Source organism: Paracidovorax sp. MALMAid1276 (assembly GCF_049198005.1).
GTDB lineage: Bacteria > Pseudomonadota > Gammaproteobacteria > Burkholderiales > Burkholderiaceae_C > Acidovorax.
Genome location: NZ_JBMIRS010000213.1, coordinates 1 through 12,707, shown reverse-complemented (window position 1 = coordinate 12,707; position 12,707 = coordinate 1). Strand labels below are relative to the sequence as shown.

General features: G+C 65.6%; 13 protein-coding genes. 6 read left to right on the top strand and 7 right to left on the bottom strand.

Annotation, left to right across the window (positions count from 1 at the left end):
* Positions 1 to 207 precede the first annotated feature (207 nt).
* The 4 genes from ACOQFS_RS17245 to ACOQFS_RS17230 all read left to right on the top strand — a co-directional run bounded on the left by ACOQFS_RS17245 (position 208) and on the right by ACOQFS_RS17230 (position 1,465).
* Complete coding sequence (locus ACOQFS_RS17245; protein ID WP_421564057.1) at positions 208 to 687, top strand: DUF2721 domain-containing protein; 480 nt, start codon at positions 208 to 210, stop codon at positions 685 to 687.
* Positions 684 to 1,046, top strand: a complete 363-nt coding sequence (locus ACOQFS_RS17240; RefSeq protein WP_421564056.1) for a translation initiation factor Sui1 — start codon at positions 684 to 686, stop codon at positions 1,044 to 1,046. Before ACOQFS_RS17245 ends, ACOQFS_RS17240 begins: the two co-directional genes overlap by 4 nt.
* Positions 1,043 to 1,228: a putative quorum-sensing-regulated virulence factor gene (locus ACOQFS_RS17235; RefSeq protein ID WP_421564055.1), complete on the top strand. Its 186-nt coding sequence runs from the start codon at positions 1,043 to 1,045 to the stop codon at positions 1,226 to 1,228. Before ACOQFS_RS17240 ends, ACOQFS_RS17235 begins: the two co-directional genes overlap by 4 nt.
* Positions 1,229 to 1,291: 63 nt before the next feature.
* Positions 1,292 to 1,465, top strand: coding sequence for a LiaI-LiaF-like domain-containing protein (locus tag ACOQFS_RS17230; RefSeq protein ID WP_421564054.1), 174 nt, complete (start codon positions 1,292 to 1,294; stop codon positions 1,463 to 1,465).
* Positions 1,466 to 1,561: 96 nt separating this feature from the next.
* Here the strand turns inward: ACOQFS_RS17230 and ACOQFS_RS17225 are convergent, their stop codons facing one another.
* From ACOQFS_RS17225 to ACOQFS_RS17215, 3 genes are all read right to left on the bottom strand, one after another.
* On the bottom strand, positions 1,562 to 1,918 hold the full coding sequence (locus ACOQFS_RS17225) for an Mpo1-like protein (protein WP_421564053.1): 357 nt from the start codon (positions 1,916 to 1,918) through the stop codon (positions 1,562 to 1,564).
* Between the two features lie 233 nt (positions 1,919 to 2,151).
* The gene (locus tag ACOQFS_RS17220) at positions 2,152 to 2,970 is read right to left on the bottom strand and encodes an alpha/beta fold hydrolase (protein WP_421564052.1); all 819 of its coding nucleotides are present in this window, start codon (positions 2,968 to 2,970) and stop codon (positions 2,152 to 2,154) included.
* Between the two features lies 1 nt (position 2,971).
* Complete coding sequence (locus ACOQFS_RS17215; RefSeq protein WP_421564051.1) at positions 2,972 to 4,282, bottom strand: O-acetylhomoserine aminocarboxypropyltransferase; 1,311 nt, start codon at positions 4,280 to 4,282, stop codon at positions 2,972 to 2,974.
* 158 nt (positions 4,283 to 4,440) lie between these two features.
* Between ACOQFS_RS17215 and ACOQFS_RS17210 the strand changes: the two genes are divergently transcribed.
* Positions 4,441 to 4,911 carry a CBS domain-containing protein gene (locus ACOQFS_RS17210; RefSeq protein ID WP_421564050.1) on the top strand — a complete coding sequence of 157 codons (471 nt, stop codon included), beginning with the start codon at positions 4,441 to 4,443 and terminating at the stop codon, positions 4,909 to 4,911.
* A gap of 79 nt (positions 4,912 to 4,990) precedes the next feature.
* On the opposite strand, the gene ACOQFS_RS17205 is transcribed toward ACOQFS_RS17210, so the two are convergent.
* The 4 genes from ACOQFS_RS17205 to ACOQFS_RS17190 form a co-directional block, all read right to left on the bottom strand.
* Complete coding sequence (locus ACOQFS_RS17205; protein WP_421564049.1) at positions 4,991 to 6,562, bottom strand: caspase family protein; 1,572 nt, start codon at positions 6,560 to 6,562, stop codon at positions 4,991 to 4,993.
* A gap of 61 nt (positions 6,563 to 6,623) precedes the next feature.
* Positions 6,624 to 8,405 (bottom strand): patatin-like phospholipase family protein, encoded by a 1,782-nt coding sequence (locus ACOQFS_RS17200; RefSeq protein ID WP_421564048.1) that lies wholly within the window; start codon positions 8,403 to 8,405, stop codon positions 6,624 to 6,626.
* A complete protein-coding gene (locus ACOQFS_RS17195; RefSeq protein WP_421564047.1) occupies positions 8,398 to 9,096 on the bottom strand; it encodes a hypothetical protein in 699 nt (232 codons plus the stop codon). Before ACOQFS_RS17195 ends, ACOQFS_RS17200 begins: the two co-directional genes overlap by 8 nt.
* Before the next feature lie 65 nt (positions 9,097 to 9,161).
* Positions 9,162 to 11,408, bottom strand: a complete 2,247-nt coding sequence (locus tag ACOQFS_RS17190; protein WP_421564046.1) for a sensor domain-containing protein — start codon at positions 11,406 to 11,408, stop codon at positions 9,162 to 9,164.
* Positions 11,409 to 11,518: 110 nt separating this feature from the next.
* Between ACOQFS_RS17190 and aroC the strand changes: the two genes are divergently transcribed.
* The gene (gene aroC, locus ACOQFS_RS17185) at positions 11,519 to 12,616 is read left to right on the top strand and encodes a chorismate synthase (RefSeq protein ID WP_421564045.1); all 1,098 of its coding nucleotides are present in this window, start codon (positions 11,519 to 11,521) and stop codon (positions 12,614 to 12,616) included.
* Positions 12,617 to 12,707: the final 91 nt, after the last annotated feature.

The window sequence follows — 12,707 nt, the reverse complement described above, 5'->3', positions numbered from 1 at the left end:
CGCCTTGCGGCCCATCCCGATCCGCACTGCCACCGACTCGCGAAGGTTCTGCAGGGCATCCGCTGCGCGCGAGCGGTGGTCACGCGCGGAGCCGCCCCGCGTGCGCCCGCTGCCCGGGCCGGCCCGGGCAGCGGGATAATCGGCCATCTCTCGCCCCCTGCCAGGCCCCCTGGCACCTACCTGGCGCCCTCCGCACGCATTCTGTTTATGGCCCTGCCTCTCGACTCCTCCGTCATCACCCACGGCATTCAGCTGGCCGTGGCACCGGTGTTCTTGCTCACGGCCGTCTCCGGCATGATTGGTGCGGTGGCCGGGCGGCTGGCCCGCATCATCGATCGGGCGCGTGTGGTGGAAGACCGCGCGCGCACCAACCCCGAGGCCGAATTCGTCGCCCGCGCCTATGCGGAGCTGGCCGAGCTGCGGCTGCGCGGGCGCCTGGCCAATGGTTGCATCGCGCTGCTCACGTTCTGCGCGTTTCTCATCGGCATCACCATCATCCTGCTGTTCTTGGGCGAGACCACCGAGTTCCGCGCCAATCGCCTGGCGGTGGCCGGGTTCCTGGCCGGGGTCGCATCGTTTCTGCTGGCGCTGGTGTGCTTTCTGGCAGAAACCGTGATCGCCACGCGGCTTCTGAACTTCCACCTGCTGCAGCAGGAGATCCAGATCGCGGGGACCCCCAAGCCATGAAGTCGTTTGCGGACCTGGGCGGACTTGTCTATTCCACCGGCGCGGGCCGCATGTGCCCCGGCTGCAGGCAGCCCGTGGCGCAGTGCACCTGCGCCCAGAACAAGCCCTTGCCCACCGGGGACGGCATCGTGCGCGTTTCGCGCGAAACCAAGGGCCGTGGCGGCAAGGCGGTGACGCTGGTCAAGGGCGTGCTGGCGGATGAAGCAGCGCTCACGCAGCTGGGCAAGCAGCTCAAGGCGGCCTGCGGCAGCGGGGGCACAGTGAAGGACGGCGTGATCGAAGTGCAGGGGGACCACGTGGAGCGCGTGATGGCCGCGCTGCAGAAGCTGGGCCACAAGGTCAAGCGCGCGGGCGGTTGAAAGCAGGCTCTGCGATGGATGTCGATCAGTTGCAGCGTCTGGTGTCTACGCAGATGCCCGCGCAGACTCCTAGAGGTGATCTGGGCCGCTTGCTGGCGCTGATGCATGAGATCGACCACAACGGCCTGTCGCACTTGCTCGCACCATTGCGCGCGGCAGCGCACAATGCACCACGGCCATGAAGCAGAGCATCCGCCCCATAATCCCGCGCAGCCGCATTCACAACAACTGAGAGGGACCGCAATATGAAGGGCAACATCGCAGCGATCGTGCTGGTCGTTCTGGGCGCATTCTTTCTGCTCACCAACCTGGGGATCATCGACATCAGCCTGCGGGAAGTGCTGCGGGTGTGGTGGCCCGTGGCGCTGATCGCGTTGGGCGTGGCGCTGTTCCTCACACCGGGCGACAAGCGAAAATAGCCGTTTCGGCGCCAATGCGCCAGTGTGTCAATGCGCCGCTGCCGCCAACGGCTGGCATGCGCGGCCGGCGCTGCCTTTCTCGTTCTGAACTTCCCTTCAGAACGGTACCTTGCCCGTCCAGATGTCCTTGTACATCACCCAGTCGCCCATGAAGCTGTAGAGCGGGCGCTTGAAGCTGGCGGGCTTGTTCTTTTCAAATGCGAAGTGCCCCACCCACGCAAAGCCGTAGCCGCACAGCAGGCCGTACAACAGGTACTGCGGCTGGCCGGTGGCGAACAGCATGGCCAGGCACGCCAGGCTGAGGGTGGAGCCCACGAAGTGCAGGCGACGGCAGGTGCGGTTGCTGTGCTCGGTGAGGTAGAAGGGATAGAAGTCCGCAAAGCGCTTGAAAGCCCGGGGATCGGGCTTGCCGTCGGCGGCGGCGCCTGGCGCAGGGGGCGTGCTGATGTCCATGTCTTGTCTCCTTGTGCCCGGTGGATCAGGGTCTTGCGGCCGACCTCAGGGGGGCTGGCCAGCGGACAGTCTAGAACCGCGGCGTCGCACCCGGCGTCGGGTGGCCGACATTCAGGTGCGCCGTCGTTCGGCGTTGCCGCAGGCTGCTGGATTTGAAGCAAAATTCGCCTTCAGCGCTTATCCCATAAGCGTTGATTGCTATCAATTTTGAATCATCCAGCAGCGCCCTGCGTTCACCGCGCCAGAAAATCGCGCAGCGCAAACAAGGTTTCCTCCGGGGCTTCGGTCATCTGGTTGTGGCCCACGGGCAGGTGGGCCACCTGCACGCTCTTGCCGCCAGCGCGTGCGGCGGCGATCAGGCCTTGTGCGGCCTTGGGCGAGGTCATCTGGTCCTGGCCGCCCAGCGCGAACAGCACGGTGCAGGTGAGCTTGGCCATCGCGGCCTCGCCGCCCGCGTAGCTGTCGCACGCCACGAACCCCCGGTGGAAGACGTTCACGGCCGGGTTGCTGCGCAGCACCTTGCGCCCAAGCGCCATGCCCGTGCCAAACACCCAGGTGCCCGGCCCCAGCGCCGAAGGCGGCGCGGCCAGCGTGCTGCGCGAAAAGACATTGACCATGCGCATCGCCTTTTCGGGGTCGCTTTGCGATGCGTCGATGAGCGCCGGCGACACCTTCATTGGAAACGCCGTGCCCACCAGCACCAGGTGGCTGATGCGATCACCGAGCCGCGCGGCGGCCTCCATGGCGATCAGCGAGCCCCAGCTGTGCCCCACCAGCGCGGCGCGCTGCACGCCTGCGGCGTCGAGCAGCGCGCCGATGAAGTCCGCGCCTTGCTCCACGGTGGCCGGGGCATCGCCGCCGCTGCGGCAGTGGCCGGGCAGGTCGATGGCGAGCACGTTCCAGCCGTGGTGGGCCATGTAGCGGCTTTGCAGGGCCCACACGCTGTGGTCGTTGAGCACGCCGTGGATGAACACCACCGTGGGCTTGGCGCCGTCAAAAGGCTTGCCGCCGGTGTAGCAGTAGATGCCTGCGCCGTTGACTGGGATGTGCATGTCAGGCCCCCGTTCTTTCGGCGGCTTTCAGCGCGCGCTTGAGGTCGTCGATCAGGTCGTCGGCATCTTCGAGGCCGATGGACAGCCGGATCGTGCCCTGTGTGATGCCCGCGCCCGCCAGCGCCTCGTCGCTCATGCGGAAGTGCGTGGTGCTGGCCGGGTGAATCACCAAGCTGCGGCAGTCGCCCACGTTGGCGAGGTGGCTGAAGACCTTCAGGGTTTCGATGAACTTCTTGCCCTGTTCGCGGTTGCCCTTGAGGTCGAAGCTGAACACCGAGCCCGCGCCGCGCGGCAGCAGCTTCTGCGCGAGCGCGTGGCTGGGGTGCGAGGCCAGCAGCGGGTGACGCACGCGCGATACAAAAGGCTGCGCGGCCAGAAACTCGACCACCTTCTCGGTGTTGCGCACATGGCGCTCCATGCGTAGCGGCAGGGTCTCGATGCCCTGCAGGATGAGCCAGGCCGTGTGCGGGCTCATGCAGGCACCGAAGTCGCGCAGCCCTTCGCGCCGCGCGCGCAGCAGGAATGCGCCCACGGTGCTCTCCTCGGTGAACACCATGTTGTGAAAGCCGTCGTACGGCTGCGTGAGCTCGGCAAACTTGCCGGCCGATTTCGGGCCGTCCCAATCAAAGCTGCCGCCGTCCACCACGATGCCGCCCACCACCGTGCCGTGGCCCGAGAGGAACTTGGTGGCCGAGTGGTAGACCAGGTCGGCCCCCAGCTCCAGCGGCTTCATGAGCCAGGGCGAGGTGAGGGTGGAATCGACCAGGAGCGGCACCCCGGCCTCGTGCGCAATGGCGCTGACGGTGGGAATGTCCAGCACGTCCAGGCCCGGGTTGCCCACCGTCTCGCCGAAGAACAGCTTGGTGTTCGGCCGCACGGCCGCGCGCCAGCCGTCGATGTCGCCCGGCTTCACAAACGTGGTTGCAATGCCGAACCGCGCCAGCGTGTAGTGCAGCAGGTTCTGCGAGCCGCCGTACAGCGCCGTGCTGGCCACGATGTGGCTGCCCGCACCCATCAGTGTGGCCACGGCCAGGTGCAGCGCGGCCTGGCCGCTGGCGGTGGCGATGGCGCCCACGCCGCTCTCCAGCGCCGCCACGCGCTGCTCCAGCACGGCATTGGTCGGGTTGCTGATGCGGCTGTACACATGGCCACCGCGTTCCAGGTTGAAGAGCGACGCCGCGTGGTCGCTGGACTCGAACACGAACGAGGTCGTCAGGTGGATGGGGGTGGCGCGCGCGCCGGTGGCGGGGTCAGGGCTGGCGCCTGCGTGCAGGGCCAGCGTGTCAAAGCCGGGGTCGGAGTAACCGGGCATCTGTGTGTCTCCCATGTTGTCGGTTCAGCCGGGCATTGTGGGCTATATTTGCCAGCAGCTGCCCGCGACGCCCGCCGGGCGCCGGGCCCAGGCACCCTCGCTTTCTCTCGTTAGCTTTCTTCTCTTCTTTCTTCCTGCTCTCCCGGAGATTTTTCACCATGAAAGTCAGTGACATCCTTCGTGTCAAAGGCAATACCCTGTTCACCGTCACTCCGGACGAGCCCCTCGCGCGCGCTGTGGACGCCATGGCCGATCGGGACATTGGCTCGCTGGTGGTGATGGAGCACGGCGACCTCGTGGGCATGCTCACCTTCCGCGAGGTGATCCAGGCCATCGTGAAAAACGGCGGCAGCGTGGGCACGATGCTGGTGCGCACGGCCATGGACGATGCGCCCCTGACCTGTACGCTCGAAACCGACATGGACGAGGTGCGCCGCATGATGCTGGACCGCCACGCCCGCTACATGCCCGTGATGGACCGCCGCATGCTGATGGGCGTGATCAGCTTCTACGACGTGGCCAAGGCCGTGGTGGACAGCCAGAATTTTGAGAACAAGATGCTCAAGGCCTATATCCGCGACTGGCCTGCCGAGGAAGGCGCTTTCAAGGGCGACGCCAACGCGCCCTGATGCGCAACTTGGGTTGCGCCCTGGGCCGAATTGGACTGGGTAGTGAGCAAGCGACGGGGTGAACGCTGCCCTTCAAAAACTACCGTGGCCTGTGAATGCGCGCCACTTCACGCGTCCAGCTGCTGTCGTGTGTGACCCCATTGGGCAGGCTGACTCTGGCTCGGCGAACCATTTTCAGGATCAATCCATTGCTGTCTACCCAGTAGGTCAATTTGCCGGACAGGCCACGGTATGACCGCAGTTCCGCTTCAATGCGGTACGCTGGTAGCGTGCCCGCAGGCACACTTACTTGCTCATAGGCAACCACTCTCATATCCTGTTCCATCCAGCCCACGTCTCCCGTTGCCGTCGAAAGATGTTTGGGCATGGTCATCTGTGAGCGGCTCACCCACCTCTTGCCAATCTGAAACTCATCAGCGGGCAGTGATTGAACGGGTGGATCGAACGTGACCCCCTGGTCGTTTTTGATCGTGCCTCCTGCCAGGGTGACGATCTGCTGCCCGTTGTTGAACTCGACCACGCCATCCTTGATGGCAGTAACGCGGATCGTCTCCCGGCGGGTCTCCAGTTTGGTGAGAAAGTCCTGGTAGACGAACTCCACCTCATCTCCCACGCGGGAATCGCGTTGCACGGTGTTGCGCCCTTGGACCGGTGTGGGGACGACCTGCGGTTTGGAGAGCTGGTCCAGGCGACTTTGTGCGGCTTCACTGACCATCCCATTCGGGTATTTTTGCAAGAGCGCGTAGAAGTCATCAGGATTTTGTGACGACTTGATGCGGTCCCACTCAGCCTTCTCTTGCAGGAACAACTTGTCGCGTTCCTGCGGGCTGGGCTTTGGAAGTGGCGCCACAGCCGTCACCGAGCCTGGAGTTCGCCCGTCATTGAAAACAAAGTCCTCTTCCAGGCTGGTGCTCTCCCAGGGGATCTGGCTGCCGCGGCTCTTTTGCCGCACCTGCAGGCGCACGCGCTTGAAGACGTCCTCAATGCGCGCCGTGGGTTTGGCCAGTTCTTGCAGCAGGTAGCCGGTGTACAGGCCATTGCTACCTTCGCCGTCGTCGGCCGTGTTGCCGGGAGCCGTGGCATAGGCGAGGAAGGTGCCAGGTACGGCGTCGATCTGCGCCAGTCCCTTGACCGATGCGGTGCCTTCAAACGGATTGTTCCGGCATGCGTCGAGCACCAGGATGTTGACGCGGTTGCCCGCTTGCTTGAAAGCGTTGATCACGGCATCCACATCGACAGACTGCGTCACCACCTCGGTCTGGCTCCTCGGCCGGGCATCCACCGGCACCATGTAGTTGCGCCAGTCAATCTGCAGGCCATGGCCGGCGTAGTACAGCATGCCAATCCCGTTCTTGCCCTGCAATTGCTTGCGCGCACTGTCAATCGCCCGGGTCATCTGGTCGCGCGAACCATCGCGCAGTTCAAGCACCTCAAAGCCCAACTTGCGCAGTTGCTCGGCCATCGCCTTGGCATCGTTGGCAGGGTTGGCAAGCGCCGCGTTGCCGGGATAGGCAGAGTTGCCGATGACCAGGGCAATGCGTATGTCGAGGGGCGCATTCGCCTGCGCAGATGTCGTGAGCAGGGCCAGCGCGAGCAAGGTGCGCGGGAGTATTCGCCTTGCGTCCATTGATCGGGCCATGAAATTCATCATCGGTGATTCCCTCCAAGAGCTTGCAACTGTCTCCATGCCGCCGCAGGCGCATGCACTGTTCTCAGCGCAGTAGCAGGGGTTCCGGCAGCAACGCAGGAATGTTTCGGGCCGGTGCTTGTCCCGCCACGCATTTCACGAATCTGTCCGTATTCTGCTCGGATTCGGTCAAATTCAAAGGCTTTCGTATGGGCGCCACTTCCAGTTCCGGGCGGTAGAGGACGTCCTTTTCCATGGCGCACCGGCCTTTATGGCCGAGGCCGCGCTGCTCGAACCACCCGCAGACTGCCGCAAGCGAGGCGTGGTCTTGCCGGACCGCGATGCGCGCGGCATCGTAGAGCAGATCCCTCAACTGAGGCTGGCTGCAATTGGGCGCGCCGCTGAGACGGTAGCTGGTGGCCACCTGGCTGACGAGGCGTCCGAGCCGGGACCGGTAGGCAAACACCGGCCTGTCCGACTCGGCATGGAGATCCAGGGGTTGGGGTACACCGTCTCGCTCGCGCCAGGGGACAACCGCCTGGATCTCGTCCAGCGCGATGTGCCACGCCTGGCACTCGAACTGCCTTCGCTCTGGCATCTGGTGCGGTGCGAGGTTCAGCACGTTGCTCGGTGCGAAGTACTGCGCTTCGGAGAATGCGCGCCCTTGAAAGTGGTAGTACTCGATGGCGAACTGACTGGTCCGGCGGTAGGGGCGGATCTTGTAGTCCCAGAGCCCCGGCGACAGTTCCACGTTGTATTGGCCCAGCGGAACGTCCCTGCGGATTCCCATCTTTGCCAGCGTTTGTTCCCTGCGGTTGGACAGCATCGCATCGATGGCGTCCAGGAAGTTCAGGTCAATCAACACCGAGCCGAAGTTGCGACGGTCGGACTGCCGCATTTCGGACACCCCGGCGTTGGGAACGTGCGAATCGACCACCATGATCATGCAGCCTTGCGAGGGCTGCCCAGCGTTGAGCCGCTTCACATGGTGTTCGCGCGCCAAGCGGATCAGGGATTCGACGCCCAGGTTGTCGCTTGGACCGCCATCGATCAGATGCACAAAGCGCTGGTCGTCCGGGGCGTCTGCGTCTTCGCGCCGTTTTGCAGGGTCCAGGCTGTAACGGCGCAGGGTGACCGAGTTGAAGACGCCAGGAAACGCACCGGAGGAAGCCATGGCCCAGGCCAACGGAAACCTGCTCAGGTCGGAGCCCGTGGTGCGCAGAAACTGCCGGTCACTGAACACGAAGGGTGTGCCGGCGTTCGTGGTGTCCGTGGCGTTGAAGTAGACCGCCGGTCGGCGGGGGCCCCTCGGCCCCAAGTCGCCGAACGTCACGCGCTTGCCCGCGAAGAGTTTCTCTTCGAACAACTCGGCAAGATGGTCGCTGCGATCCAGGTCCGAAAAAGTGGTCGCGAGCCAATTGATGGGATTGAGCAGCTTGCCGATCAAGGGCATGGCGAAATCGGTGGCCGCCACCATGCGGCCGTGGTCTGCCCAGTCGGCGGCCGCGCCATGCACCGCGAAGTAGGCCGCAGGAATCGCCCCCCCGCTGACGGCTGAAATTGCATCCACCTCCGACAAGACGCCCAGATGGTCCAGCTCCACAAGTGCGGCCATGCCGAAATTGGCCGAGCGGCTGCCGCCTCCGCTGATGGCAACACCGACGAACTGGGGGCGGTCGGCGACCCAGTCCGTTGCAGCTCGGGGGACTGGAACGAGGGGATTCACAAACGAGCGCCCGGGGTCGGGTTCGTTGCGATAGCTCAGGCCTGGGCGGTTGCCCACGACCGTGCAGCCGGCCAGGCAAGCGGCCGCCAGCACTGCGCAGCTGGCGGCGCGCCAGCTGCGTTGGCTTGCGCCATCAATCATGGAAGAAAGTCAGCAGAACAGCATTGGCACTGCGGTTCGTGACCACCACACGCACATCGGGTAGGTCTCCCGACACCCATTCGCACATCAATTCGCCTGCGGAGTGGGCAGGCTCGCAAAGCGGTTCGCTCTTCGGCCCTTGCACGGACAGTCCGATGTCCTGCATGTGGTCGCTGGTGATGCCGAAAAACGCCTTCTGCTGCGGCTTCACGGACAGCTGAATGGGTTTGACCGCCCGTGCGCCGATCACCAGGGGTTGTACCTGCGGGCCAATCAGCGTTCCCCGGCTGCGTCGTGCGGCCGATGCTTCGTCAATCAGGCCTCGCAGCTCAGGGTGGTCCTTCGCCAACACCTTGGCGCGACTCAGCAAGGTCGCTGCATCGGTTTGGTCCACCACACCTTTCCGGTCACCCTCTATCAGTGCCCGCGACGGCTGCAGCCCGGACAGGCGCTGCAGCCTTGCCGCAACGAGCAGCGCCTGCGGGTCGTTCTGTGCAAGCCCGTATCTGCCCAGCTCCTGTCCCAGCGTCCATTGCTGCATCATCAGCGGCGTGATGGGCGATGTCGTTTGCGCAGTGGCAGATGCAAATGCGGTGAGGAGAGTGGCTGCCACGCACACGGCGCCGGCAGCGAGCGAGTACTTTGAACGCATGGTCTTGTCGTGGGGGTCGTCAAACAGAATTTCGGCCACACTCAGCGCTCGCAGGGTAACCCAAACGGAAGGCTGCGGCCACCACTTGTTGGCCAGGCACCGCCTCAGCGATGGCCCAGCGCCGCCTTTGGCGATCTGGCGCTGAGCCAGGCTTCCAGGTCTTGCGCGGGCATGGGCTTGCCGAAGAGGTAGCCCTGCATCACGGGGCAGCCATGGGCCTGCAGCCATTGCTGCTGCCCGCCGGTTTCTACCCCCTCGGCCACCACCACCATTCCCAGGCTGTGCGCGATGCTCAGCACCGACACGGTGAGGGCCCGCGCGGTGGGGCTGGTGGTGAGGTCCTGCACAAAGGCCATGTCGAGCTTCAGCTCGGAGATCGGCAGCCGGTGCAGGTAGCTCAGGCTGGAATACCCGGTGCCGAAGTCGTCGAGCGACAGCTTGAAGCCCTTGCGGTGCAGGGTTTCGATGTTGGAGAGCGTCACGGGGCGCGCGTCCATCATCACGCTCTCGGTGATCTCGAGCAGCAGATCGCTGGCACGCAGCCCGTGGCGTGACAGGGCATCGCCGATTTCCTGCGCCAGTTCGGGCACATGAAAGCTGCGCCCCGAAAGGTTGACCGACACGCAGGGAACATCGTGGCCGCGCCTGCGCCAATCGGCCAGCTGCCTGCAGGCCTCGTCCAGCAACCACCGTGTCAGCGGGTGGATCAGGCCGGCTTCTTCTGCCACCGGGATGAACTGATTCGGGGGCACCACGCCCCACTGCGCGTCGGTCCAGCGGGCGAGCGCTTCCACGCCATGCAGTGTGCCGGTGGCGGTGCTCAACACCTGCGGCTGGAAGTGCAGGCGCAGGCTGCGCTCGGCCAGTGCCTTGCGCAGCGCGCGCTCCAGGCCCGCGCGCTCCTGCGCACGCTGGTTCATCTCGGCGCTGAAGAGCTGCAGGCTGTGGCGGTGGTCGCTCTTGGCCTGGGCCATGGCCTGGTCGGCGTGGCGCAGCAAGGTGTCGATGGTGGTGCCGTCGTCAGGAAACATCGCAACGCCGATGCTCGCGTGCGGCACGTGCGGCTGACCGCCAATGTGCATGGGCTGCGCGATGGCGTCCAGCATGCGGTGGGCGGTCTGCACGGCGTGGTGCGTGGGGCACTCCGACAGCAGCAGCACGAACTCGTCGCCCGCAAGGCGGCCGATGAGATCGAGCGCGCGCAGGCCCTGGGTAAGGCGCGCCGCCACCTCGCTCAGCACGGTGTCGCCGGCCGCATGGCCGAGCGTGTCGTTGACCTGCTTGAATCGGTCCAGGTCCACGAAGAGCAGCGCGGCGGGCTTGCCTTCGCTGCGAAGCGCGGCCAGGGTGCGCTCGGCGCTGCTGCAGAACATCGTCCGGTTGGGCAGGCCTGTGAGCACGTCAAAGAATGCCAGCTGGTGGATGCGCTGGCGCGTGGTGTCGCGTTCGATGGCCAGTGCGCAAAGGTGCAGGCAGGCGCCCACCAGCCGGTGGTGCAGGGCGTCGGCGCCGCGCGGTTCCTTGAAGTAAAACGCAAAGGTGCCCACGACCTTGCCCCGGTGGTCGAAGATGGGGCTGGACCAGCAGGCACGCAAGCCGGTGGGCGCAAACAGATCCTTGTAGTCGGCCCACCGTGGGTCGGTGGTGATGTCGGTGACCTCCACGGGTTCGCCCGTGAACGCCGCCGTCCCGCACGAGCCCGCACTCGGCCCCACCGCCATCCCGTCAAGCCCGGCGCAGACGGCAGGCGGCAGCCCGGGCGCCGCCAGCGGGTGCAGCAGGCCGGTGTCGTCCACGACCAGGATGGAGGCCGTCACTTCCGGGGCGATGCGCTCCACCTCGCGGCATACCAAGGCCATCAGGTTGGGCAGGGGCAGCTCGTTGACCATGCCCTCCAGCACCCGCTTTTGCAGCACCTCGTGCATCTTGGTGTGCGTGATGTCGGTGATGACCGTGATGCTGCCGCCGGGCCCGCCAGAGGCCTCGGGGGACGCGTTGATCACCATCGATACCCACAGCGGCTGGCCAGCCTTGTCGTACAGCAGGGTTTCGACACGGCAATGGCCGCGTGCCGTGACATCGTGGCGGATCTGGTCCAGCAGCCCCGGGTCGGTGTGCGCGCCAAACAGCACCGAGCTGAGGAACCGCCCCAGCACCTCCTCCGGCCCGAAACCAAACAGGCGGCGAAAGCCGTCGTTGACATAGACCACCTTGCGCTGGCTGTCGCTGAGCACGATGGCATCGTCGCTGGCATCGAGCGAGCGGCGCAGGAGTGCATCGGCCAGGGGCGCGGGCACGGGGGATGAAGGCGACGAAACCGGGTCGGACGAAGGCGGGGCAGAGGCGGGCATGAACATCCCAGTGATCGATGGAACATGCTAGCAAGCGTGTGTCGGCGTGCCAATCGGTATGTGCCCGCGAGCGGGCGGCCCGCTGCGGCCGTCTGGGATAATCGCCGCCCATGAGCGGCAACACCTTCGGCACCTTATTCGCAGTCACCAACTTTGGTGAATCCCACGGACCGGCCATTGGCTGCGTGATCGACGGCTGCCCGCCCGGCATGCCGCTGGCCGAAGCCGACATCCAGGCCGACCTGGACCGGCGCCGTCCCGGCACCAGCCGCCACGTGACGCAGCGCAACGAGCCCGATGCGGTCGAGATCCTGTCGGGCGTCTACGAGGGCAAGACCACCGGCACACCCATCGCCCTGCTGATCCGCAACACCGATCAACGCAGCAAGGACTACAGCAACATCGCCGAGAGCTTCCGGCCCGGCCACGCCGACTACACCTATTGGCACAAGTACGGCATCCGCGATCCGCGCGGCGGCGGCCGCTCGTCGGCCCGCCTGACGGCGCCGACGGTGGCGGCGGGCGCGGTCGCCAAGAAGTGGCTGGCCCAGCAGTATGGCGCTCAGTTCCGCGCATGCATGACGCAGCTGGGCGAGTTGGCCATCCCTTTCGAGAGCTGGGGCCACGTGCGCGCCAACCCATTCTTCGCCCCGGTGGCGGATGTGCAGCAGTACGAAGACTACATGGACGCCCTGCGCAAGGCGGGCGATTCGTGCGGGGCACGCATCCGCGTGCAGGCCACGGGCGTTCCCGTGGGGCTGGGCGAGCCGCTGTACGACAAGCTCGATGCCGACATCGCCCACGCCATGATGGGCCTTAACGCGGTCAAGGGCGTGGAGATCGGCGCCGGGTTTGCCAGTGTGGCGCACCGGGGCACCATGCACGGCGATTCGATGACGCCCCAGGGCTTTCGCACCAACAACGCCGGTGGCGTGCTGGGCGGCATCAGCACCGGGCAGGACCTGGAGGTGAGCATCGCCATCAAGCCCACCAGCTCCATCATCAGCCCGCGCGAGTCCATCGATGTGCACGGCAACAGCACGGAAGTCATCACCAAGGGCCGCCACGACCCCTGCGTGGGCATCCGCGCCGCGCCCATTGCCGAAGCCCTGCTGGCACTGGTGGTGATGGACCATGCCCTGCGCCACCGCGCACAGTGCGGCGACGTGGTGCCGCCCGTGCCGCCGATCCAGGCGTCGTTCCTGTAAGAACGTGTTTACGATCTCGCAGAGGATCGCGTTGGAGCGCAATCGGGATGGGTGGATGCCTCGGATGCGCGGCATGGGCTCGTGCCCATGC

Excerpts from the sequence above, each read along its gene's own strand:
- ACOQFS_RS17225 (WP_421564053.1), bottom strand. The coding sequence starts at position 1,918 with ATGGACATCAGCACGCCCCCTGCGCCAGGCGCCGCCGCCGACGGCAAG.
- ACOQFS_RS17230 (WP_421564054.1), top strand. The coding sequence starts at position 1,292 with ATGAAGGGCAACATCGCAGCGATCGTGCTGGTCGTTCTGGGCGCATTC.
- ACOQFS_RS17210 (WP_421564050.1), top strand. The coding sequence starts at position 4,441 with ATGAAAGTCAGTGACATCCTTCGTGTCAAAGGCAATACCCTGTTCACC.
- aroC (WP_421564045.1), top strand. The coding sequence starts at position 11,519 with ATGAGCGGCAACACCTTCGGCACCTTATTCGCAGTCACCAACTTTGGT.
- ACOQFS_RS17220 (WP_421564052.1), bottom strand. The coding sequence starts at position 2,970 with ATGCACATCCCAGTCAACGGCGCAGGCATCTACTGCTACACCGGCGGC.
- ACOQFS_RS17245 (WP_421564057.1), top strand. The coding sequence starts at position 208 with ATGGCCCTGCCTCTCGACTCCTCCGTCATCACCCACGGCATTCAGCTG.
- ACOQFS_RS17205 (WP_421564049.1), bottom strand. The coding sequence starts at position 6,562 with ATGATGAATTTCATGGCCCGATCAATGGACGCAAGGCGAATACTCCCG.
- ACOQFS_RS17240 (WP_421564056.1), top strand. The coding sequence starts at position 684 with ATGAAGTCGTTTGCGGACCTGGGCGGACTTGTCTATTCCACCGGCGCG.
- ACOQFS_RS17215 (WP_421564051.1), bottom strand. The coding sequence starts at position 4,282 with ATGCCCGGTTACTCCGACCCCGGCTTTGACACGCTGGCCCTGCACGCA.
- ACOQFS_RS17190 (WP_421564046.1), bottom strand. The coding sequence starts at position 11,408 with ATGCCCGCCTCTGCCCCGCCTTCGTCCGACCCGGTTTCGTCGCCTTCA.
- ACOQFS_RS17200 (WP_421564048.1), bottom strand. The coding sequence starts at position 8,405 with ATGATTGATGGCGCAAGCCAACGCAGCTGGCGCGCCGCCAGCTGCGCA.